This is a genomic window from Kordia sp., assembly GCF_965224175.1.
GTDB lineage: Bacteria > Bacteroidota > Bacteroidia > Flavobacteriales > Flavobacteriaceae > Kordia.
Map to the genome: position 1 here is coordinate 2,699,310 of NZ_OZ245041.1, position 20,584 is coordinate 2,719,893.

At 32.5% G+C, this 20,584-nt stretch carries 19 protein-coding genes; 8 read left to right on the plus strand and 11 right to left on the minus strand.

The window, feature by feature from the left end; all coding sequences use genetic code 11:
• Positions 1-19 precede the first annotated feature (19 nt).
• Entirely contained in the window at positions 20-949 is a 930-nt protein-coding gene (locus ACOQOS_RS11640; RefSeq protein WP_420575118.1) for a hypothetical protein, read from the minus strand.
• Between the two features lie 189 nt (positions 950-1,138).
• Positions 1,139-1,858 (minus strand): DUF547 domain-containing protein, encoded by a 720-nt coding sequence (locus ACOQOS_RS11645; RefSeq protein ID WP_420570629.1) that lies wholly within the window; start codon positions 1,856-1,858, stop codon positions 1,139-1,141.
• Positions 1,859-2,122: 264 nt separating this feature from the next.
• Here ACOQOS_RS11645 and ACOQOS_RS11650 point away from each other — a divergent pair, with 264 nt between their 5' ends.
• The 7 genes from ACOQOS_RS11650 (at position 2,123) to ACOQOS_RS11680 (ending at position 10,552) form a co-directional block, all read left to right on the plus strand.
• Positions 2,123-3,469: an NAD(P)/FAD-dependent oxidoreductase gene (locus tag ACOQOS_RS11650; RefSeq protein ID WP_420570630.1), complete on the plus strand. Its 1,347-nt coding sequence runs from the start codon at positions 2,123-2,125 to the stop codon at positions 3,467-3,469.
• Between the two features lie 24 nt (positions 3,470-3,493).
• Positions 3,494-5,347: a 4Fe-4S binding protein gene (locus ACOQOS_RS11655; RefSeq protein WP_420570631.1), complete on the plus strand. Its 1,854-nt coding sequence runs from the start codon at positions 3,494-3,496 to the stop codon at positions 5,345-5,347.
• Between the two features lie 122 nt (positions 5,348-5,469).
• On the plus strand, positions 5,470-5,946 hold the full coding sequence (locus ACOQOS_RS11660; protein WP_420570632.1) for a toxin-antitoxin system YwqK family antitoxin: 477 nt from the start codon (positions 5,470-5,472) through the stop codon (positions 5,944-5,946).
• Between the two features lie 199 nt (positions 5,947-6,145).
• On the plus strand, positions 6,146-6,832 hold the full coding sequence (locus ACOQOS_RS11665; protein ID WP_420570633.1) for a glycosyltransferase family 2 protein: 687 nt from the start codon (positions 6,146-6,148) through the stop codon (positions 6,830-6,832).
• Between the two features lie 2 nt (positions 6,833-6,834).
• Complete coding sequence (locus ACOQOS_RS11670) at positions 6,835-8,340, plus strand: cellulose synthase family protein (protein WP_420570634.1); 1,506 nt, start codon at positions 6,835-6,837, stop codon at positions 8,338-8,340.
• Positions 8,337-9,737 (plus strand): mannosyltransferase, encoded by a 1,401-nt coding sequence (locus tag ACOQOS_RS11675; RefSeq protein ID WP_420570635.1) that lies wholly within the window; start codon positions 8,337-8,339, stop codon positions 9,735-9,737. The genes ACOQOS_RS11670 and ACOQOS_RS11675 overlap by 4 nt, the downstream gene beginning before the upstream one ends.
• 92 nt (positions 9,738-9,829) lie before the next feature.
• Complete coding sequence (locus tag ACOQOS_RS11680) at positions 9,830-10,552, plus strand: hypothetical protein (protein WP_420570636.1); 723 nt, start codon at positions 9,830-9,832, stop codon at positions 10,550-10,552.
• 59 nt (positions 10,553-10,611) lie between these two features.
• On the opposite strand, the gene ACOQOS_RS11685 is transcribed toward ACOQOS_RS11680, so the two are convergent.
• The 3 genes from ACOQOS_RS11685 to ACOQOS_RS11695 form a co-directional block, all read right to left on the minus strand.
• Positions 10,612-11,277 (minus strand): response regulator, encoded by a 666-nt coding sequence (locus tag ACOQOS_RS11685; protein ID WP_420570637.1) that lies wholly within the window; start codon positions 11,275-11,277, stop codon positions 10,612-10,614.
• A 10-nt stretch (positions 11,278-11,287) separates the two neighbouring features.
• Positions 11,288-13,132: an ATP-binding protein gene (locus ACOQOS_RS11690; RefSeq protein ID WP_420570638.1), complete on the minus strand. Its 1,845-nt coding sequence runs from the start codon at positions 13,130-13,132 to the stop codon at positions 11,288-11,290.
• Between the two features lie 118 nt (positions 13,133-13,250).
• Positions 13,251-13,427, minus strand: coding sequence for a hypothetical protein (locus tag ACOQOS_RS11695; protein ID WP_420570639.1), 177 nt, complete (start codon positions 13,425-13,427; stop codon positions 13,251-13,253).
• 393 nt (positions 13,428-13,820) lie between these two features.
• Between ACOQOS_RS11695 and ACOQOS_RS11700 the strand changes: the two genes are divergently transcribed.
• Positions 13,821-14,582, plus strand: coding sequence for a hypothetical protein (locus tag ACOQOS_RS11700; protein ID WP_420570640.1), 762 nt, complete (start codon positions 13,821-13,823; stop codon positions 14,580-14,582).
• A gap of 52 nt (positions 14,583-14,634) precedes the next feature.
• On the opposite strand, the gene ACOQOS_RS11705 is transcribed toward ACOQOS_RS11700, so the two are convergent.
• From ACOQOS_RS11705 to ACOQOS_RS11730, 6 genes are all read right to left on the minus strand, one after another.
• Entirely contained in the window at positions 14,635-15,531 is an 897-nt protein-coding gene (locus tag ACOQOS_RS11705) for a pseudouridine synthase (protein ID WP_420570641.1), read from the minus strand.
• Between the two features lie 175 nt (positions 15,532-15,706).
• Positions 15,707-16,219, minus strand: coding sequence for a hypothetical protein (locus ACOQOS_RS11710; RefSeq protein ID WP_420570642.1), 513 nt, complete (start codon positions 16,217-16,219; stop codon positions 15,707-15,709).
• A 153-nt stretch (positions 16,220-16,372) separates the two neighbouring features.
• On the minus strand, positions 16,373-17,329 hold the full coding sequence (locus ACOQOS_RS11715; protein ID WP_420570643.1) for a carbon-nitrogen hydrolase family protein: 957 nt from the start codon (positions 17,327-17,329) through the stop codon (positions 16,373-16,375).
• Positions 17,330-17,420: 91 nt separating this feature from the next.
• Positions 17,421-18,335: a geranylgeranylglycerol-phosphate geranylgeranyltransferase gene (locus ACOQOS_RS11720; protein ID WP_420570644.1), complete on the minus strand. Its 915-nt coding sequence runs from the start codon at positions 18,333-18,335 to the stop codon at positions 17,421-17,423.
• 13 nt (positions 18,336-18,348) lie between these two features.
• On the minus strand, positions 18,349-19,278 hold the full coding sequence (locus tag ACOQOS_RS11725; protein ID WP_420570645.1) for a mevalonate kinase: 930 nt from the start codon (positions 19,276-19,278) through the stop codon (positions 18,349-18,351).
• Positions 19,279-19,317: 39 nt separating this feature from the next.
• Positions 19,318-20,400 carry a diphosphomevalonate/mevalonate 3,5-bisphosphate decarboxylase family protein gene (locus ACOQOS_RS11730; RefSeq protein WP_420570646.1) on the minus strand — a complete coding sequence of 361 codons (1,083 nt, stop codon included), beginning with the start codon at positions 20,398-20,400 and terminating at the stop codon, positions 19,318-19,320.
• Positions 20,401-20,584 lie beyond the last annotated feature (184 nt).

The following is a 20,584-nucleotide window of genomic DNA, read 5'->3' on the forward strand; positions in this document are numbered from 1 at the left end:
TCCTAATGTACTATTATTATTAAAATAGTGCTCTTAAACCTATGCTAAAAGTTTGTCCTAAACCTTGGAAGTTATTTCCTCTTACAAATTTATCGAAAGAAGCTTCTACATTTAAAACTCTATTTAATTGGTACTTTCCTCCAATTCCTACAGAAGTTGAGTTCTGCGAGAATTCGTTTCCTAAGTCAATTAAAAATGCTTGTTTTGCGTTTACATATACTGTTGATTCCGTTGACGGGAAGTAGCTTAAAAATGCTGCAAATGGTAAAAACATACTATTGTTTGCAAAACGTTCTCCTATGTTAGAAGTATTTGGATCTGCATCTGTACTTTTTTCTCCAAAGTTCAATCCAATATCAGCTTGCGTAAATAATTGCCATTTATCTTGCCCGAATGTTGTATCGTAAAAGAATTTTGTTTCCCAAAAAATACTTCTCTTGTCTAAATATGGAGCGTTTGCTCTATCTTCAAAAATTGGAATATATACCGAACTTGTAAATGAGAAATTCGAAATATTTTTAAAAGGTTGCACTCTAATTGACGGTGCTAATACCGTTAATCCACTTCTTGCTTGATCATTGTCTTTAAATTTAAAAACATCTAAAGCACCAGCGCCTCCAAAAGTATTTGATCGTACCTGAACAATTAAACCAACATTTATTCTTCTACTTTCACTAACACCTGTGTATACTTCTGTTGTACTTGTAAAAAATGTTTCTCTTGGTACAGTTACTGAGTTTGATGCTTCATCAGTACGCTCAGTTTGTGTATAAATACTATTGAAGAATTTAATATCCCATTGTCCTTTTTTCAATAACTTTGAAGGTGTAAATTCTTGAACATTACTTCTTTCTGGAGTTACTTCATCTTCTTGATCTTGATCTTGGGCAAATGAGAAGCTTACAAATAATATAGCAAGCATTGTTAAAAATAGATTTTTATTTTTCATTGTAATTTAATTTAGTATTGTAATTAGTTTTTAATTTTATTGTTAACCTTTGGCGTTAGCGCTCAGTGTTGTTGTTTGTGTATTTGTTGATTACGTCATTGCGAGCATTTTGGAAAAATATGCGGCAATCTTTTTCTTTAGTGGCAGATTACTTCGTTGTTAGCACTTCACGTAATAACGTTTCAAAAACTACTTCGCTTGATTCAATTTCCAATTGTACGGATAGTAGCTTATTTTAGATTTTTCTGCGATTTTTTCGTTTCTATACTTATTAATGAAGTCGATTTCGTTTCCGTCTTGTCTAAAATCATCTTTGTACCACTTTAAAAGTTCAGATAGTTGTACACGTTTTTTACGTGCATTTACTTTGATAAAATCATCACTATTAAGCGCCAATTTTGTTTGTCTATCTAATTGTTTGGTTAAAGTATTTGGCATGTAGGCTTCGGCAATAATCGGGGGACAGCCTAAGCCTGCACATACCAATACAAAGTGAAAACGTGGATCATTATTAAATTGTCCGCGTAACAACTTGTGCTCTATATCATTCAATGTAATCTTCTTTCCTCCTACTTCATATTTTGTTTTATCGAAAAGTCCTTTGATATCTAGCGGTGATTTTACTGGATAATTTTCGACAATTCCTTTAATAACAGTCAAATTGTAGATATTAATCCAATAAGCCTGATAGGTATTCGCATCACTTTTACTTACTTTAATACTGTTTGTAGCCGCTAAAATTTCATCTAGTTGTGCAGCATTCTTTTTTATTGCTTTATAATTTACACGTCCATCTTTTACATATTCTTTTAGAAAAGCATCTGAAGCTTTAAAGAAAGTGTCTGTATTTTGTGCAAAACTTAGGGTTGTAAATAAAACTGCTATAAATGTGATTGTTATATGTTTCATGATTATTAATTTCAATTTGTAATGCTGTGTAAGTCCACAAAACATTTAGGAACTTACAATCTTTTCAAAAAAAAATTCATTAATTATATAATTGATTTTCAAGCTCCCACAAGTTGTTATTTTTTAAAAATCCTTACACTAAATTTTTAATTTATAATAATTCTAAATTCTAAGTACTTGTATAAGTTCTTAACTTTACTATCGACAGAATTCCCGACACGAACAATTTCTGCGCAAGCGGAAAGCATAAAAACCAATCACCTTATGGAACACATTGTAATTATAGGTAATGGAATTTCTGGAGTTACGGCTGCCAGACATATCCGAAAACTTTCCGATAAAAGAATTACTATCATTTCTGCCGAAACAGAGTATTTCTTCTCACGTACAGCATTAATGTATATATATATGGGACACATGAAGTTTCAGCACACACAACCTTATGAGAATTGGTTTTGGAAGAAGAATCGTATTGAACTGAAAAAAGGGTTTGTTTCACAGGTAAAAGACGCTTCAAAAGAACTCGTTTTTGCAAATGGAGAAACCATGAAGTATGATAAACTTATCATAGCAACAGGTTCTAAACCAAACAAATTTGGTTGGCCAGGTCAAGATTTAGATGGTGTTATGGGCATGTATCACAAACAAGATTTAGAAAATTTAGAGAAATATGCTCCAAATAACAAAGTCTGTAATCGTGCCGTCATTGTTGGTGGTGGACTGATTGGAATTGAATTAGCAGAAATGCTTCAAAGTAGAGATATTCCAGTAACATTTTTAGTTCGTGAAAGTAGTTTTTGGAATGGTGTTTTGCCAGCAGGCGAATCAGAAATGATTAATCAACATATTAAAGAACACCATATTGATTTACGTTTAGGCGTTAATTTACAAGAGATAAAAGCAGACGAAAACGGGAAAGTAAAATCTATTATTATCAAAGAAACTGGTGAAGAAATTCCATGTACAGTGGTCGGACTGACCGCAGGAGTTTCTCCAAATGTAGATTTCTTAAAAGATTCAAATATTGAAATCGGACGCGGTGTCAAAGTGAATCGAAGACTAGAAACCAATATTCCAGATATTTATGCGATTGGCGATTGTGCCGAGCAACATGAAGCTATTGGAAATCGCAGACCAATTGAAGCCGTATGGTATACAGGTCGTATGATGGGCGAAACGTTGGCACAAACTTTATGCGGTAATCCTAGAGATTATAATCCAGGACATTGGTTCAATTCTGCAAAGTTTTTAGATATTGAATACCAAACATATGGTTGGGTATTTGGTGAACGTGGACGACCAGAGTATGAACAACATTTTCATTGGAAACATCCTAAAAAACACCTTTGTATTACCATTGCTTTTCACAAAGAAACCAAGCAATTCTTAGGAATCAATACGTTTGGAATTCGCATGCGTCATCATAGTTTTGATACTTGGTTAAACGAAAAACGCTCTGTAGAATATGTTTTAGAACATTTAGCCGATGCTAATTTTGATCCTGAGTTCTACAGACAATACGAAAAAGAAATTGTTGCACAATTCAACAACGAGCACCAAACATCTATCAAACCTAAAAAAAGAAGCTGGAAACGTATTTTCAGTTACTAATCACCTCATCTTAAAAATTATATTATGAAATTCATACGAATTGCAGGACTCTATATATTTATTGCCTCGGTGTTGTTATTTATTGCAACGCTATTCATGGGAAATTATACCTTATCTGAACGTTCTATTTCACAAACTTTTAGTGGAAAGAAAGAAAGAGTAACCGAAACATTTACAAAAGTTGCCAAAGAAAACGGCATTTTAGACAAAGCATACAACAATCCATTTTCTTTTATGAGCGATGTAAAAGGATTGTTTGACAAACACAACCAACGTGTTTCTGATGATATTGCTAAGGAAAGTGGAATTTCTCCTGAAGAAGCTGAAAAAGTAATCGCAGCTGCTACAAAAAGTGGCAAAGTTGTGTATACAAAAGAAATCTTAGATCAGAATTTAACTGCAGCAAAAGCGACAAGTTTAGATCAATCTACCAATTGGATGTATAGTCCAGGTAGAACGTATGATTCTGTAGATGCATTTAAAAACGACTTAACAAGCAAAGTAAATGATGCAAATCGCAACTTGGCGAAAGAATTCTTATTGTACGACAATAAATATTCACGTTTTGACATTACAAAAAATGCTGCATCAGGAACGATTGTGGATAACAAAGGATTGTTTTTATTCTTAACCTTCGGATTAGGAATCATTGGATCGTTAATGTTTATCATTACAGGATTGTTCCTAAAGCCAATTCCTGGAATCAAAAACAACGGGATTTACTTAAATAATGCTACCAATCGCGGTTGGGTTGGAATCTCTGTATTTATCTTCTTATTCATATTTTATGTACTACTGTACTTCTACCCTTTTGTAATTGTCAACTGGACGAGCATTGTAGATCCTGTAAAAGGTGTATTTATTGAAAATGCTTCCGCTTCACAGTGGTTTGTATACGGTTTGTTATACACAGTTTCAATGATCGTGATGGGAATTCGTATGTTTATCAAATATAGACACAATCGATATCAAGTTGTGAGAACTGCTGTTGTATTGGCATTTCAAATCATATTTGCTTTCCTATTGGTAGAAATTTTACCATTATTTGATTTACCAGGAGTCGATTTGAAAAACGCTTGGCCTTTAGATTATAATTTCTTGACAGATTGGAATGTAAAAAATTATTTAGCTGCTGGACATTTAGGAAAGTTCATGTTCTTTTGGGGCGTAATTCTATCGGTTGTACTTGTTCCGCTTTTCGTATACTTATATGGAAAACGCTGGTACTGCTCATGGGTTTGTGGTTGTGGTGGATTGGCTGAAACACTTGGAGATCCGTATCGTCAATTATCAGACAAACGATTAATTGCATGGAAAATAGAGCGTTGGACTATATATCCTGTATTAGTTTTTGCAATTATTATGACTATTATCGTAGGATACAACACCTATAATATCGTTTTATCTCCTGAAACTGTTGGAGACAATACCTTATTTGGAATCAACGCATATAGAATTAACGAATGGTATGGATTCTTAATCGGATCTATCTTTGCAGGAGTTATTGGAACTGGTTTTTATCCTATGTTAGGAAATAGAACTTGGTGCCGTTTTGGCTGTCCTTTAGCGGCTTACATGGGATTGATACAACGTTTTAAATCTAAGTTTAGAATTACAACTAATGGTGGACAATGTATTTCATGTGGAAACTGTTCTACATATTGTGAACAAGGAATTGACGTTAGAGCTTACGCACAAAAAGGACAAAACATTGTACGTTCGTCATGTGTAGGTTGTGGAGTTTGTAGCGCTGTATGTCCTAGAGGAGTTTTAAAATTAGAAAATGGTCCAGATGATGGAGCAACACGTCATGAAGTTCCTGAAGTAATTTTAGGAAACGATATGGATTTATTTGAAATGCTTAGAAATAACAAGTAATAAATTTGTCAAACTTGTCTTAAGATGTTGAAAATTTAAATGCATAAACTAACGATTCAACTGTAAGTTTCTGTGATTTATTATGACAATTAAACCAAAACAACTTCTTATCTAATAAAAACATGAAGCATTTATTTTTCATTTGTTGTTTGTGTATCACATTCAGCGTAAGCGGACAAAAAAAGTATCAGAAGACCTATTATGATAGTGGACAAATGAAAGAAGAAGGTTGGATGAAGAAAGGTGTAAAAACAAAATATTGGAAATTTTACTATCCAAATGGTGCTTTGCAAAAAGAAGGACGCTTCAAAAATGGGAAACCAACGAAATATTGGTACTTTTATCGCGAAAACAAAACCAAAAAAAGCGAAGGACATTATATTAACGGTCAAAAAAGTAAATGGTGGCTTTTTTATGATGAAAATGAAAAAGTAAATCATAAATGTCAGTTGAAAAATAATCAGAAAAATGGCTATTGTTTACGCTACAAAAATGAAGAACTCATTAGAGCTGAAAAATATAAGAACGGAGAGAAAATTGGTGAATGGACAGATTTGAAAAGTTTCAAGAAAGAAAACAGTCTTTGGGACTTACAATAATTTGGTAATTTATTACAATCAAACATCAGTTCGAGTAGCTTTTGAAGAAAATTGCATTGAGAACAACCTTGAAACTGAAAATTATAAATGCTAAATTTTAAATGTTGAATTTAATTCTAGTTACAATTTAGAAGTACATTTATAATTTAAAATAACGCAAAGCCAAAGGCGATGATCGCCATAAGCTAAAAAAGAACATATGATTATAAAAGTCATCATTCCTGCATACAATGAAGAAGATTCTATTGCAAATGTTATTCGGGAAATTCCAAAAGATGTAACTGAAATTATTGTCGTGAGCAATAATTCTACAGATAATACAGAAGTAAATGCTAAAGCGGCTGGTACAACTGTATTAAAAGAACCGCGAAAAGGCTATGGTTATGCATGTTTGAAAGGCATGGAATATATTGCCAATCAAGAAGTAAAACCAGATATTTTGGTGTTTTTAGATGGTGACTATTCAGATTATCCTGAAGAATTAACAAAAATTGTTTCACCTATTATTAAAGATGATATCGATTTTGTAATTGGTGCACGTGTAAAGTCGTTACGTGAAAATGGTTCTATGACGCCACAACAAGTATTTGGAAATTGGCTGGCTACATTTTTAATGAAATTGTTTTTTAGAGCAAAATTTACTGACTTAGGACCTTTTAGAGCAATTAAATACGATAAGCTTTTACAATTACAAATGGAAGATAAAACGTATGGTTGGACGGTAGAAATGCAACTTAAAGCATTGAAGCAGAAATTATCATATGTAGAAGTTCCTGTACGCTATAAAAAGAGAATTGGGATCTCAAAAGTTTCTGGTACGGTAAAAGGTACTATATTTGCTGGCGTAAAAATTTTAGGTTGGATTTTTAAATATAGTTTTAAGTAGAGATGGAGTTTGATGCAGAATTTTTTAAACTAGCGTTGTCATTTGTCGTAATGACCATCTATGGTATTGCGTTGATTTTGATTTTAATGTATAGTTTGGCACAATTGAACTTATTGATCAATTATTTAAAAGCCAAAAAGAAACAAGACAATGCGCCACGCTTTGACTTAAACAATCCAAACGAAGTTCCATATGTTACCATCCAACTTCCTGTATACAATGAGTTGTATGTCATGGAACGTTTGTTAGATAATATTGCACTGATAGATTATCCAAAAGATAAACTAGAGATACAAGTTTTAGATGATTCCACAGATGAATCAGTTGTTTCTACTGCAGAAAAAATCAAAGAATTACAAAAATTAGGTTTAGATATTTCACACATTCGTCGTGAAGATAGAACTGGTTTTAAAGCTGGTGCTTTGAAAGAAGGATTGATTGATGCTAAAGGTGAATTTGTTGCTATTTTTGATGCCGATTTCCTTCCAAAGAAAGATTGGCTCAAACAAACAATCCCATATTTTAAAGATGATAAAATTGGCGTAGTCCAAACACGTTGGGGACATATTAACCGTGATTATTCATTGTTGACAAAGATTCAGGCATTCGCGCTAGACGCACATTTTACCCTAGAACAAGTTGGACGAAACTCCAAAGGACATTTTATCAACTTTAACGGAACTGCTGGAATTTGGAGAAAAACCTGCATTATTGATGCTGGAAACTGGGAAGGTGATACACTTACCGAAGATTTAGATTTAAGTTACCGCGCACAGTTAAAAAACTGGAAATTCAAATATTTAGAAGATGTAGAAACGCCTGCCGAATTACCTGTAGTAATTAGTGCTGCACGTTCGCAACAATTCCGTTGGAATAAAGGTGGAGCCGAGAATTTTCGAAAAATGGTAAAACGCGTTATTTTTTCAAAAAACATATCGTTCAAAACAAAAGTTCATGGAATATTACATTTATTAAACAGTACTATGTTTTTAAATGTATTGATTGTTGGTATATTGAGTATTCCGATGTTGTATATCAAAAATACATATGGACATTTAGAAATTTACTTTACTGTTTCAAGTTTTTTCATCATTAGTACTGTTATATTTTTTGTGTGTTTCTGGTTTCCGTTTAAACGTGTCCAAGGTGGCGGTTTTGCCAATTTCATAGATTATATAAAAATGTTTTTCACTTTTTTCTCTGTAGCAATGGGCTTTTCAGTTCATAACTCTGTAGCAGTTTTAGAAGGTCATATAGGGAAACGTAGCGAATTTGTTCGTACTCCAAAATTCAATATTAAAAACTTGAAAGATTCTTGGAAGAATAACAAATACATCAAAAAGAAAATCTCAGCAAATACAATCATTGAAGCTTTATTAATGGTGTATTTCTTATTTGGAATGTATAGTGCATATCCATTAAATGATTTCGGATTATTTCCGTTTCACTTAATGTTATTCTTAGGTTTTGCCTTTGTATTTTTTAATTCGATTCGATCAAAAGTGTGATTGCATCCGTAGGGAAATATCATAAATTCTCCATCGTACTTGTATTGATTAGTGCCTTTGTATATTATTACTTAGGATATCCACTTGTACGAACTGATGTCACTATTTTACTTTCACTATACGGAACTGCTTTTTTATGTTTTTTTGGATTGATCCGATTGGAAAAGGAACACTTTTTTCTTTTAGCCGGAATTGCTGTAGTATTCCGATTGATCTTTCTCGGAAGCATTCCAAACCTATCACAAGACTTTTATCGCTTTATTTGGGACGGAAGAATGCTTTTAGAAGGCTGGAATCCATATTTATACTTACCAAAAGACTTGATTGCTTCAGGGACAGCTCCAATTCAAGAATCGCAAGCACTTTTTGATGGCATGGGAAGTTTAAATGCTTCCAACTACACCAATTATACACCGATAAATCAAATATGCTTTGTCATTGCAGGATTAATTGCTCCCAAAAGTATTACTGGCGCTGTCATTGTATTGCGTATTATTTTGATTTTAGCAGATATAGGAACTTTATATTTTGGCAGAAAATTACTCAAAAACTTAGGCATATCAACACATAATATTTGGTTGTTTATCTTAAATCCATTGGTTATTGTAGAACTGGTTGGAAACCTTCATTTTGAAGGATTGATGATCTTCTTTTTAGTGTGGAGTTTATATTTACTACAAAAAGGTTCGTGGAAATGGGCAGCCATTATTTTAGCTTTATCTGTTTCTGTAAAATTATTACCGTTTATCTTTTTACCAATTTTGTTTCAATGGTTTACAAAATTTAGAATCACACAATTTCGTAAAAACTCAATAACAACATTAAAAAAAGGAATTGGAAAGCTGATTGTCTTTTATACCATTGTATTTGTCATTGTGATTGGATTATTTCTTCCTTTCATCTCTGAAGATTTCATTGCAAACTATAAAGCAACTATTGGTTTATACTTTCAAAAATTTGAATTCAACGCGAGTTTCTATTATATAGCACGTTGGATCGGTTATAAAATTGTCGGTTGGAATATGATTGAAGATATTGGACGTATTACGCCTTATGTCGTATTTACTTCTGTGATGATCATTAGCTTTTTTAGGGACAACACTAGCTTTAAAAAAGCTGTAACAGGTTTGCTATTTGGACTTTCCATTTACTTTTTTACGACAACAACAATGCATCCTTGGTACTTTACAACTCTATTAGCTTTGAGCGTATTTACAAACTATCGTTTTACTGTTGTTTGGTCTTTCATGTTCATTTTGAGCTATGCGACCTATGGTAATGAAGGTTATGTTGAAAATCTAAGTTTTGTTGCCTTAGAGTATATTGTTGTATATGGTTTTCTATGTTACGAGATATACACTTTGTACAGAAAAAACTCAAAACTCAAACTTTCCTGAGCATACTTCTAGCATGATATTATTGGTATGTACTGTAAAAAGTTCACAATTTTTCAGTATTTTTATGTTCATAACCAATTTATTAGCTTATTATGAAATCATTACGACTGTTACCAATAACACTATTATTACTTTTTTGTGGTTCAATGTTTGCCCAAATGAGTGGTGCTCCGAGAGAATTTGAAAGTACTTCACAAATCTATGACGAGCTTCGAAAGTTTTTAAATACCAAAGAAAAAGATCCGTACGAAATTGATTGGGAAAATGTAAAAGGAAGTCCTTATTTATATGAAAACTATAAATTGGCGCAATTTTTTGTTGGAGATAAATCGTATGGAAACGTAATGATGCGACTCAATACGTATTCAGACGAAATTGAATTATTACCAGAAGATGGACAAGAAATGGAAGCGTTAATGAAAGTTGATAATTCGAGAGTTACATTTGAGAATAAGACTTTAAAACTAATGAAATACAAAGATGAAGAAGGATATGAAAAGCAATCTTATTTCTTAGTATTGAATGATAAGGATGATGTACAATTATTACTTAGAAAGAAATGTGTGTTTTCTCCAAATGAGAAGGCTTTAACAGCAAACCAAGCAGACAGAGCTGCAAAATTCACACAATACGATCGCTATTACATTTCCAAAAATGGAGGAGCATTAACAGAAGTAAAACCTAAGAAAAAAGAGGTTGTAAAGTTATTTCCTGGAAAAGAAGGTGATATTAAAAAGTATATCAAATCAGAAAGATTAAAGCTTAAAAAACAAAAAGATTTTGCAAAACTAGTAGATTATATTGCGACTTTATAATTCAAAAAAAATCTTAAACATATCATATAAAATCCTCCTAAAATGGAGGATTTTTTTATTTATATAAGTCCTAAATCTTTTGCGTTTGCAATGAGATGAATGGCATTATTCGCCTTGAAATAGATTTTCAATTTACTCAATCGTTTTTCTATAGAACTCAAGCTATTGGGGGAAATACTTCGCTTTTTCAAGTCTGTAGCAATTTCATCTTGACTCATGCCTTTGGATAATAATTTCAGTAAACCAATATCATAATCATCAATTTCCATATCGTTCTTGGCACTTAAGGCACTTTGAACTTTAGGAGAAATAAATTTTTCACCTGTCGAAATCATCTTGATTGCTTTGATAAGTTCTCGCAAGCTACGTCTACCTTTACAAACATATGCATCTATATCATGCTGATTAAACAGTCTTCGAATACGTTGCAACTTATCTTCCACAGAATACACGATGACTTTCAAATTTGGCTGTTCTTCTTTCAATTTTACCAATAGTTCTTCTCCAGACGCCAAATTTTGTTGTCTATGATCTTTTACAAAAGACAAATCGGTGATCAATAATTCATATGGTAAATTATCTTTGCGCGCTTTTTTTGCTTTCAAATCAGCATCATCGCAATACTGTGCTTGATGTATTGTGGTTATTTTTAATTCGGAAAGAGCAGTAAGGACACCTGCATTGATGTCATCCATATCTTCTGCTATCAAAACTTTAGTAAACATAGGCTATATATCATACTGGAACATTAATACTAAACTTACATCCTTTGTGTAATTCTGTATCAAAAGTAAGTTTTCCTTGGATTGCTTGAATACGGTTTTCCGCATTTTGCAATCCATTCTTAGAAATTTCTTCTGTAAAACCTTTCCCGTTATCTATATATTGAATGAATAATTGTTTGTTTTCTTTTTCTATAGAAACTACTACCAAACCTGCATTACTGTGCTTTTTCATGTTCGTTAGCAATTCTTGAAGCACTCTATAAATGGTCACTTTTATATGAGAAGAAATTCCGTTCCAAATAGAAACATCATATCGCTTTAATAGTACATTCACCGCTTCTGACTGATAACTTCTAAACAAATTATTTAGTTCATCCACAAAGGCTTCTCCAGTTTCTACGCTTCTATTTTGTTTGGAAATATCACGCGCGTTATTGTAAATCGTATCAAGTTTATCTAACACGATATCTTTATCAGGATCTGAAGTTTCGAGTTGTGCCATTAAATTGTGAATATCGTTTGCGAGTTCGTCATGTACTTTGGACGAAATTCGCGCTTCTGTACTATGCACAGTTTTTACTTTTTCAATTTTATGCCTTCGCTTAATTTTTTGGTAGATGAAGAAGATTAGGACTAGTAAAACGATGACAGTTAGTAAAAGAATTAAGAATCTAATCTTGGATTCTCTTGCTTTGTTTAGCGCTGTAATTTTCGCTTTTTCTGCTTTATCATAATTATATCGTTCGTATATATAAAAATGATTTAAGTCTTCTTCCTTTGTTTCTAATTGACGTCCTAATGCAACATATCTATCAAAATCTTCCCTTGAATAATCACTTCTAAGTTTAACTTCCATTACTTCATAGACAGAAGTAAGATTCCCCAATTTTTTTGCTGATTCTGCAGCTAAGTCAATATATTTTGAATATTGCAAAACATCTTTGTCTTGGTAAAGTTCGGCTAATTTTAATTGTGCAGAATATATTGCTGACAAATTTTCCTTGGAGTAAAAATAAGAAAGAGAATTTCGCAATAGTGAATCTGAAGTTTTATTAAATCCATTTTTCAGAAATAAAGTATATGCCAAATTAGTATTAATTCGCTTGTTTTCTAAAATATCATTTCCCTTATCATTTAATAAATCTTTATAGATTTCAATAGCTTTATCGTATTGTTCAGATTCCTTAAAAATATTAGCTTTTGTATTTTTAAAAGTTGTGATATTTTTCTTTCCAATTTTTCTAATTGATATTGAATCTTTTGCTAATTCTATAGCTTTATTTATATATTCTTCTGCAGCTTTTAACTTGTCTGTTTCCTTCGATACTACTGATAAAGCATTATAAAGTCCAGCTATGTTTCGTATATGTCCACTATCTTTTAAGTAATCTAAACCATCTAACGCAGATAATTGGCTTGCTCCAAAATTACCATTTTGCTTTTGAAGGTTTGCTATATTCAACAATACTTTTCCTGCGTTGATAGTATCCCCTTTTATTAAATATAGTTCTTTTGATTTTGTGTAATTTTCATATGCTGTTTCGAAGCTATCAATCTTTTTGTAGTACGTACCATTTAAATTTCTTCTTTTAGCAACGCTTAAAGTATCAAATTCGGATTCTAATATTCTTAATACTTTATTATTAGCAACAATAGCTGAGTCGTATTTTTCTAATTTATTGTAATAACGAGAGAGTTTAAAATAGGTTTTTTTTATCTCTTGTATATTATTTTCTTTTTTAGCAGTTACCAACATTTTACGCGTAAAAAATATAGCACTATCATATTTACCAGCTTTTGCAGCATCATATGCTTTTGAATCGTAAAACTTTATCTGGGAATTCCTTTTCTGCATATTATCAGGCTCGCACCCAAAAAATAACACACACAAAAGTAAAAATAAAAAGAAGGATGTCACCATTGGTAGTTTCATCCTTCTAAAATAGTAAAAATATAATTACAAGGTGTTTATTTTACCCATTACCGTTTGGATTTTCTTCTTCATCTTCTTCATGTGTTACTTCTCCATCATCACCTTCTGTGAACTGTTGTTCTTGTTGAATTTCTTCTTCTGCAATTGAGTTCGGCGTACAAGAAAATAATGCGCCATTGAGGAAAACCGTAAGTATTATTAAACTGAATTTTTTCATTTTGTTAGAGTTTAAAAATTGGACATACGTGTTGCCGTCCGAGGAATACTCAGCGTATTAATGTTCAGCAACACAGTGAAATAGAAAAGGCGCCGTTTTCTTGTGTTTTTAGGAAGTGAAGAGACAATAGCAACATCGATTAGCTACTTCCAGGAGTAATCCTAGTGCTTCTTATCTCAAGAATAAACCGAGTCATAAATGCAGGAGATCAAGTTGATTTATAACATCAGTTTGTGAAATATTTCTGAAGCAAATTAACTGAGGAATTGCAGGAATGAATGGAAAGTTTAGGGAAGAGTTTGGGAAAGTTTGAAGAAATTAATTTCCCTTGTTTTTACCTGTAATGCAAAGGCAGCTTTATCAATAGAAAGAGAGAACCTAAAACTACAAGTCATGCATAAAAATTTAGTATTAAGTGCTTTTGAAAAAGCTAAAAAAGAAATAAGAGAAGCTACCGGAGTAAATATGTCCATAACCGGACTGTCTAAACAGATTTCCGATTATATGATGGAAGAATGTCGTTTTCAATATCATGAAAAAAGCCTCAGAAATAAATATAATACGGCTATTAAAGGAGAAACTGTAGAACTCAAAAGTTCTGTAGCAAATTGCCTATGCAATTATCTTGGTTATAATAGTTATGCAGATTTTATATTAAAGAATCGTCAATTAGAAGTACCCAAACAGGTAAGCGAAAATGTTTCAATAGAGCATGCGGAATTGAACAACAATATCATAAGAAAAGAACCCAGTATGAGTGAGAAACTAAAGATAATTATCCAGAAAAATAAAGTCACACTGATTTTTTGTTCTCTGGTTTTCCTACTCTATTTCGGTTTGTACAGTATTAATAAACAACGGTGGATGGTTTGGAATCAGGATCGATATGTAGAAGTAAAATTCGATGTAGATAAGTACGGACTTTCTAATTTAAAAGTTTATAAGAGCGAACGAATACAGAGTTTTAGAAAAGTAACACCTGATTGTAATTATGCTTTTTTTAAACCTAATGGCCGTGAAAATCTGTGGTATCAAAAATCAGTAAGTGGAAATATAGAGTTTTTTTCTTCTTTCGGATTGCATCCTGAAACTGGCAAGACGTTAAAAAAAATAACACCGTACATGATTCAAAAATATATTTGTGAATCCTATTAAAAACAAAAAAACCTCCCAAAATTGAGAGGCTTATTTTTTTATATTCTAAAAACTATTTTAAGTTTTTCAAATTAATTACTTCTTGAGCTGTTAAATCTCGCCAGTGACTTCTTGGCAAATCCTTCTTCGTTAATCCCGCAAAAACTACACGATCTAAACGAGCTACTGTATACGATAAATGCTCAAAAATAGCTTTTACCAAACCATTGCTTCCCGTACTTACCTTAATACCAACTTCACGCTTTGAAGCTCCTTGAATCCAAGAAATTTCATCTACTTCATATCTATCTCCTCTAATGTTAATACCATCTTTGATTTTATTAAAATCTGCCTGGCTCACATTTCTATCTAATTCAACATGGAAAATCTTACGTACTTTTTGGTGAGGATCTGTCAGCTTTCTTGCTAATTCGCCGTCATTTGTAAATAACAATAATCCCGTAGTTTGACGTTCCAAACGTCCAACAGGAACAATACGAGCTTTCGTTGCATTAGCTACTAAATCCATTACTGTTTTACGACCTTTCTCATCTTTAGTCGTCACCAAAAATCCTTTAGGTTTGTTCAATAAAATGTATGTTGGCTTTTCTGGATTAATGACACGTCCATCAAAACGAACTTCATCCGTTAATTGAACCTTGTAACCCATTTCTGTTACCACTTTACCATTTACAGTAACACTTCCAATAGAAATGTGCATATCTGCTTCACGTCGTGAACAAATACCTGAATTGGAAATATATTTATTTAAGCGAATCTCATTCGGATTGCTTGAAGATTTTGGTCTTGGCGCTGATTTTTTTCTATAATTCGGTTTTTTCCCGTCAAAAGGCTTCTTGCCTTCAAAAGATTTTTCTCCAGAAGATTTCTTTTTATCAAAAGGCTTTTTTCCTCCATGATTCTTACTTCCTGCCTTGACTTTACTTTTACCGTGTCGCTCTTTTGCCATTCGTATATGCTATAAAATTTTTGCAAAGATACTTTTTAATTTACGATAACCGAATCTTGACTCAATTATTCGTCTTTTGTACTTTAGATTGGTAATTCATTCAAAATCAATTGATTTTACTTTTTCAACAAAATACTACGATTTACAATTCGTATCTGTTCTATAGAATTAGACTTTACTGGTATTGTTTAGTACCTCCAATTCTATTTGCTATGATGAGAATAGTACGCCAGCAATCTGGTATCGATGTAGCATCTCCTTTTACACATGATACCAATTCAGAAGGTTCTCGCAATCCAAATCCATTGTCTGTATACTGTTGTACTTGAGAGGCAAGTATAACATCTTGTCCATCTATCCAAGCAGTAATTTGAATATCTCCTCTTACTGTTGTAGTGATTGAATTTCCTGTATTTTCAGCAATTCCATATCCCATTCTGCTAAGTCCATTAGGCAATGAATTGAACATTATAGCCGCATTTGAGACTTTGATTCTAGATGAATTTGAATCTGGTTGACTTGACCAACCGTCCATTCCATCATTATCAGTTTCATCATCATCTGTTTCGATAATTGGTGTAATCGGTCTTTGTGTTGATGTATCTGTACTGGCAGCTTGTCTAGAGCCGCAACATGAAAAACTTATGAATCCCAAGATTACAATTATCAAAAAGCTTTGAGTTCTCATTGTATTTTATCTATTTAATTTCTATATACTTAGTTCTTGTTAAAGCTACAATAAAGTCACCTAACGTCAAAATTAACTCAAAACAGATAGAGAACTATTCTGCAGAAGAAATGATCCTTCTTTATTATAGAAAACTCAGCGCAAACTCAATAATTAGTCTTTTAATTTAATAGTACTTTGACGTTCTCTATTTACGGTTAATTGTGTTACATCTGGACGTGAATAATGACCAACAGCATCAAAATTCTGTCGTTCTTCTAATACACGATTAAAGTCGAGTGTTGCAATGATTAAACCTTCTTTATGAAGTACTGGAGGAATCAACCATTCGCCATCAGGACTCGCAATACACGATCCGCCATTGGCTAGTTCGTCAGGAACATTCTCTAATATTTCTTGTACATGCGGAACATTCTGCGGAATATCATCTTTTCGCATCAAACTCGATACTGAAATTACATACGAACGTGATTCACGCGCTATAAATCGCGTAATATCTTTTGTATTTACTTCGCTTCCTGGCCAAACAGCAATGTGTAAATTTTCGCCCATTCCGTATAAGGCTGCTCTTGGCAAAGGCATCCAATTTTCCCAACAATTCAATCCGCCAACAGTAAAATCTTTTAATGGATGTACTTTTAGACCGTTTCCATCACCACTTGCCCAGGTTAATCGTTCTTCATACGTTGGCATGAGTTTTCTGTGCATCGATTCTATACTTCCATCTTGGTTAATGTAAGCCAATGAACAATAAATACTGTGTCCGCCGCGATCTTCTGCACGTTCCATTAAACCTAAATAAATAGCGATATTATGTTCTTTAGCTAAATTGCAAACTTCATCCAAATCTCCTTTTTCAACTTGTATTGAATTTTGCACATAATGTCTGTGGATTTCTTTTTGCGTCGTAGAATTGAATGCTGCGCCATTTGTATTGGCAACCCAAAAAGGATATCCTGGCAACAGAGCTTCTCCAAAAACAATGAGTTCACAATTTTCCTGACTTGCGTCTAAAATTTGTTGTTTAATTTTATCTAATGTTCTGGGTTTATCTAACCAAACTGGAGCAATTTGCGCTAACGCGACTTTTAATTCATGTGAAGATAACATAGCTATATTTTTGTTACAAATTACCAATTTTCAAGAAGAAAAACATACTTGAAATTGGCTTTAACAAATTTGAATCAATTTTAAATTTTTATCACAAAACATCTGTAATTTTTCTCAAAATTGCTTCAATATTCAACAATGGAATACTAAAAACACCTGCTACTATGATAAATTTTAAAATATTGTGAAGAAGTAAATATTGTGATTTTGATGTAGCTCTGTACAAGATAATGACCGAAAGTATCAATAAAACTGTACTTCCGTAGAAATAGAAACGCATATATCCTGTATCGTATTGAGAAATTAAGAAAACGGTGACTGAGATTGCTATGGTAGCTGCCAAAGCAATGAAGCCTTTAGATACTTTTTCACCATATATGATAGGAATCGTTTTATAATCTTGAGCTAAATCTCCTTTTATATTCTCTAAGTCTTTAATGAATTCACGAATCAAGATTAACAGAAATAGAAATGCAGCATGCACAAAAATAACACTACTTAAGTTTCTGTAATAGATAAAAACCGCAAAGAAAGGTGTAATTGCCAACATTGCTGAAGTAAGATTTCCCAAAAATGGAATCTTTTTCATCTTATGAGAATAAAACCAAATTCCAAAAATATAAGCAGAGAAGAAAATAACAGCATTTACTGACACAAAACTTGCAATAGCAACCGAGATAAAGTTTAGCGTAAAATAAGTAGTTATTTTGGTACGTTGACTCACCAAGCGATCTAGCATAGATTTTTTAGGTCTGTTGATTAAATCTTTTTCAGCATCATAGAAATTATTGATGATATAACCTGCTGCAATGGCAACTGCAGAAGCGAGAATTAACGCAAATAAATGTCCGTCTAAAGCAATCTCCATAAAGCCTTTTTTAGGTGCCAAAATATATTTAGCAGCCAAATATTGTGCTATTACGATAATGAGAATATTATAGCCTCTTACAACGGAAAACAAGCTGAAGAGTTTGTATAAAAATAGCTTGCGTTTTCTTGATAACATTTGGACTCAAACTTTAGAAGTTGTAGACTACTTCAAGTTTGTAATCTTTTAATGTTTCTTTTGTTTTTTCGATATTTTGTGTGAATCCTAAAATGTATCCGCCGCCGCCAGAACCACAAAGTTTTAGATAGTAATCATTAGTTTCAATTCCTTGTTTCCAAAGTGAATGAAATTGCTGAGGAATCATTGGTTTGAAGTTATTGAAAACGACTTTAGACAATGATTTTAAGTTTCCAAATAATGATTTTACGTCTCCATTTAAGAAATCTTCCACACATGAATCTGTGTGTTTGATAAATTGATCTTTCAGCATTTTACGGAAACCTTCTTGTTTCATATTTTCCATAAAAATATTCACCATTGGCGCAGTTTCTCCAATGATTCCGCTATCTAATAAAAATACGGCTCCGTTTCCAACTTCATTTTGCGAAGGAATTCCTGTCGGTTCAATATTATCTTTCGAATTGATTAAGATTGGCAGACTCAAATAACTATTTAATGGATCTAAACCAGAACTTTTTCCATGGAAAAATGATTCCATTGCTCCAAAAATAGCTTTTAGTTTTAGTAATTTTTCTCTTGTGAGATTTTCTAAAACCGTGATTTTATCATGCGCATACTTATCGTAAATAGAGGCTACCAACGCACCAGAGCTTCCCACTCCATATCCTTGAGGAATAGAAGAGTCAAAGTACATTCCTTTTGCTAAATCATTCTTTAAGATTTCAATGTCAAATGTTACTAAGTCATCATCTAATGCTGCTAAATGATCTGCAAATTTCACTAAACTATTGTTAGATGCTATAGCTTCTTGAGAAGGATTTTCGTCAATTTTCAATGCGCCTTTGTAGAAATTATAAGGAATAGATAATCCTTTAGAATCTTTGATGATTCCGTATTCTCCAAAGAGTAGAATTTTTGAATAAAAAAGTGGTCCCTTCATTTGTATACGTATTTTTGAGGCTGTTTTATTATTGTAAAATTACGCTTTTTTTGCTCCAAAACCTATTCTATCACAAATGTGATGTCCATTTTGGCAAAATTTAACCAATTCTTCCTGAATGAATGGATATATTTCATCTTTTTCATTTTCAGGATATAGGATATGAACATTTGCACCAGCATCCAGAGTAAAGCAAATATGCGTTCCTGATTCTTGACGAAATTTCCAGATACGATTGATGATTTCGAGCGTATTAGGTTTCATTAAAATAAAATACGGCATTGAAGTCATCATCATCGCATGAAGCGTCAAAGCTTCACTTTCAACAATTGCGATAAATTCATCTAAATCTCCATCTGCTAACACAGATTGTATTTTTGTCAAGTTTTTATGTGCTTGCGCAAAACGTTGTTCTGCAAACGGATGATTGTGCATTAAATTGTGTCCAACCGTACTACTCACCTGCTTTTCACCTTTATCAACTAATAAGATCGTATCATGATAATTTTTGAAAACTTCATGAACTTTGTATGGATATTTGATGCCGAATAAATCTGAACTTCCAATCGTATCTTCATGCGTTCCCCAAACAATTAAATCACCTTCTATACTTCTACTTGCACTTCCAGAACCTAACCGTGCTAAAAATGACGCTTTTTGATTAAAAAATTCGTCTGTCATTGTTGGATTTAGTTCTTTTTCTAAACTCATTAAACACAATGCCAATGCACTCATTCCTGAAGCAGAAGAAGCAATTCCGCTACTGTGTGGAAATGAGTTTGAGGTTTCAATTGTAAAGTGATAGTCTTTTAAAAATAGTAAGTATGATTCAACTCGCTTCAAAAACGTATTGATTTTAGGTTTAAAATCGTCTTTTTGCTTTCCTTCAAAAAATAAATCAAAAGAAAAATCATCATTTTTTTCAGCATGCTTTTTATATGACAATTTGGTAGTTGTAGCACAAGCGTCCAACGTAAAACTGATTGATGGATTTTGCGGAATTTGGTCTTCCTTTTTCCCCCAATATTTAATAAGTGCAATATTACTTGGCGATTTCCAAGTGACAGTTCCATTGTCAATATTTTCAGTGTATGCTTGCGGTAGAAATGTAGTTATTTCCATGAACGATTTTAAAAATTTATGCAAAGATACGGTTTTTTAATGTGTCAATTTGAAAATGTAACAATGTGATAATTACTTTTAAATAACAATTACCATACTACTAGAAAAGATGACTTTATCATACTTTTTCATAATGATAACGTTTAAGGTATAATTCAAAAAAAATAGAGTTTCAGTGTGCTTC

Excerpts from the sequence above, each read along its gene's own strand:
- ACOQOS_RS11730 (WP_420570646.1), bottom strand. The coding sequence starts at position 20,400 with ATGGAAATAACTACATTTCTACCGCAAGCATACACTGAAAATATTGAC.
- ACOQOS_RS11670 (WP_420570634.1), top strand. The coding sequence starts at position 6,835 with ATGGAGTTTGATGCAGAATTTTTTAAACTAGCGTTGTCATTTGTCGTA.
- ACOQOS_RS11660 (WP_420570632.1), top strand. The coding sequence starts at position 5,470 with ATGAAGCATTTATTTTTCATTTGTTGTTTGTGTATCACATTCAGCGTA.
- ACOQOS_RS11720 (WP_420570644.1), bottom strand. The coding sequence starts at position 18,335 with ATGTTATCAAGAAAACGCAAGCTATTTTTATACAAACTCTTCAGCTTG.
- ACOQOS_RS11685 (WP_420570637.1), bottom strand. The coding sequence starts at position 11,277 with ATGTTTACTAAAGTTTTGATAGCAGAAGATATGGATGACATCAATGCA.
- ACOQOS_RS11645 (WP_420570629.1), bottom strand. The coding sequence starts at position 1,858 with ATGAAACATATAACAATCACATTTATAGCAGTTTTATTTACAACCCTA.
- ACOQOS_RS11680 (WP_420570636.1), top strand. The coding sequence starts at position 9,830 with ATGAAATCATTACGACTGTTACCAATAACACTATTATTACTTTTTTGT.
- ACOQOS_RS11665 (WP_420570633.1), top strand. The coding sequence starts at position 6,146 with ATGATTATAAAAGTCATCATTCCTGCATACAATGAAGAAGATTCTATT.
- ACOQOS_RS11640 (WP_420575118.1), bottom strand. The coding sequence starts at position 949 with ATGAAAAATAAAAATCTATTTTTAACAATGCTTGCTATATTATTTGTA.
- ACOQOS_RS11700 (WP_420570640.1), top strand. The coding sequence starts at position 13,821 with ATGCATAAAAATTTAGTATTAAGTGCTTTTGAAAAAGCTAAAAAAGAA.
- ACOQOS_RS11715 (WP_420570643.1), bottom strand. The coding sequence starts at position 17,329 with ATGTTATCTTCACATGAATTAAAAGTCGCGTTAGCGCAAATTGCTCCA.
- ACOQOS_RS11695 (WP_420570639.1), bottom strand. The coding sequence starts at position 13,427 with ATGAAAAAATTCAGTTTAATAATACTTACGGTTTTCCTCAATGGCGCA.
- ACOQOS_RS11725 (WP_420570645.1), bottom strand. The coding sequence starts at position 19,278 with ATGAAGGGACCACTTTTTTATTCAAAAATTCTACTCTTTGGAGAATAC.
- ACOQOS_RS11710 (WP_420570642.1), bottom strand. The coding sequence starts at position 16,219 with ATGAGAACTCAAAGCTTTTTGATAATTGTAATCTTGGGATTCATAAGT.
- ACOQOS_RS11705 (WP_420570641.1), bottom strand. The coding sequence starts at position 15,531 with ATGGCAAAAGAGCGACACGGTAAAAGTAAAGTCAAGGCAGGAAGTAAG.
- ACOQOS_RS11690 (WP_420570638.1), bottom strand. The coding sequence starts at position 13,132 with ATGCAGAAAAGGAATTCCCAGATAAAGTTTTACGATTCAAAAGCATAT.
- ACOQOS_RS11655 (WP_420570631.1), top strand. The coding sequence starts at position 3,494 with ATGAAATTCATACGAATTGCAGGACTCTATATATTTATTGCCTCGGTG.
- ACOQOS_RS11650 (WP_420570630.1), top strand. The coding sequence starts at position 2,123 with ATGGAACACATTGTAATTATAGGTAATGGAATTTCTGGAGTTACGGCT.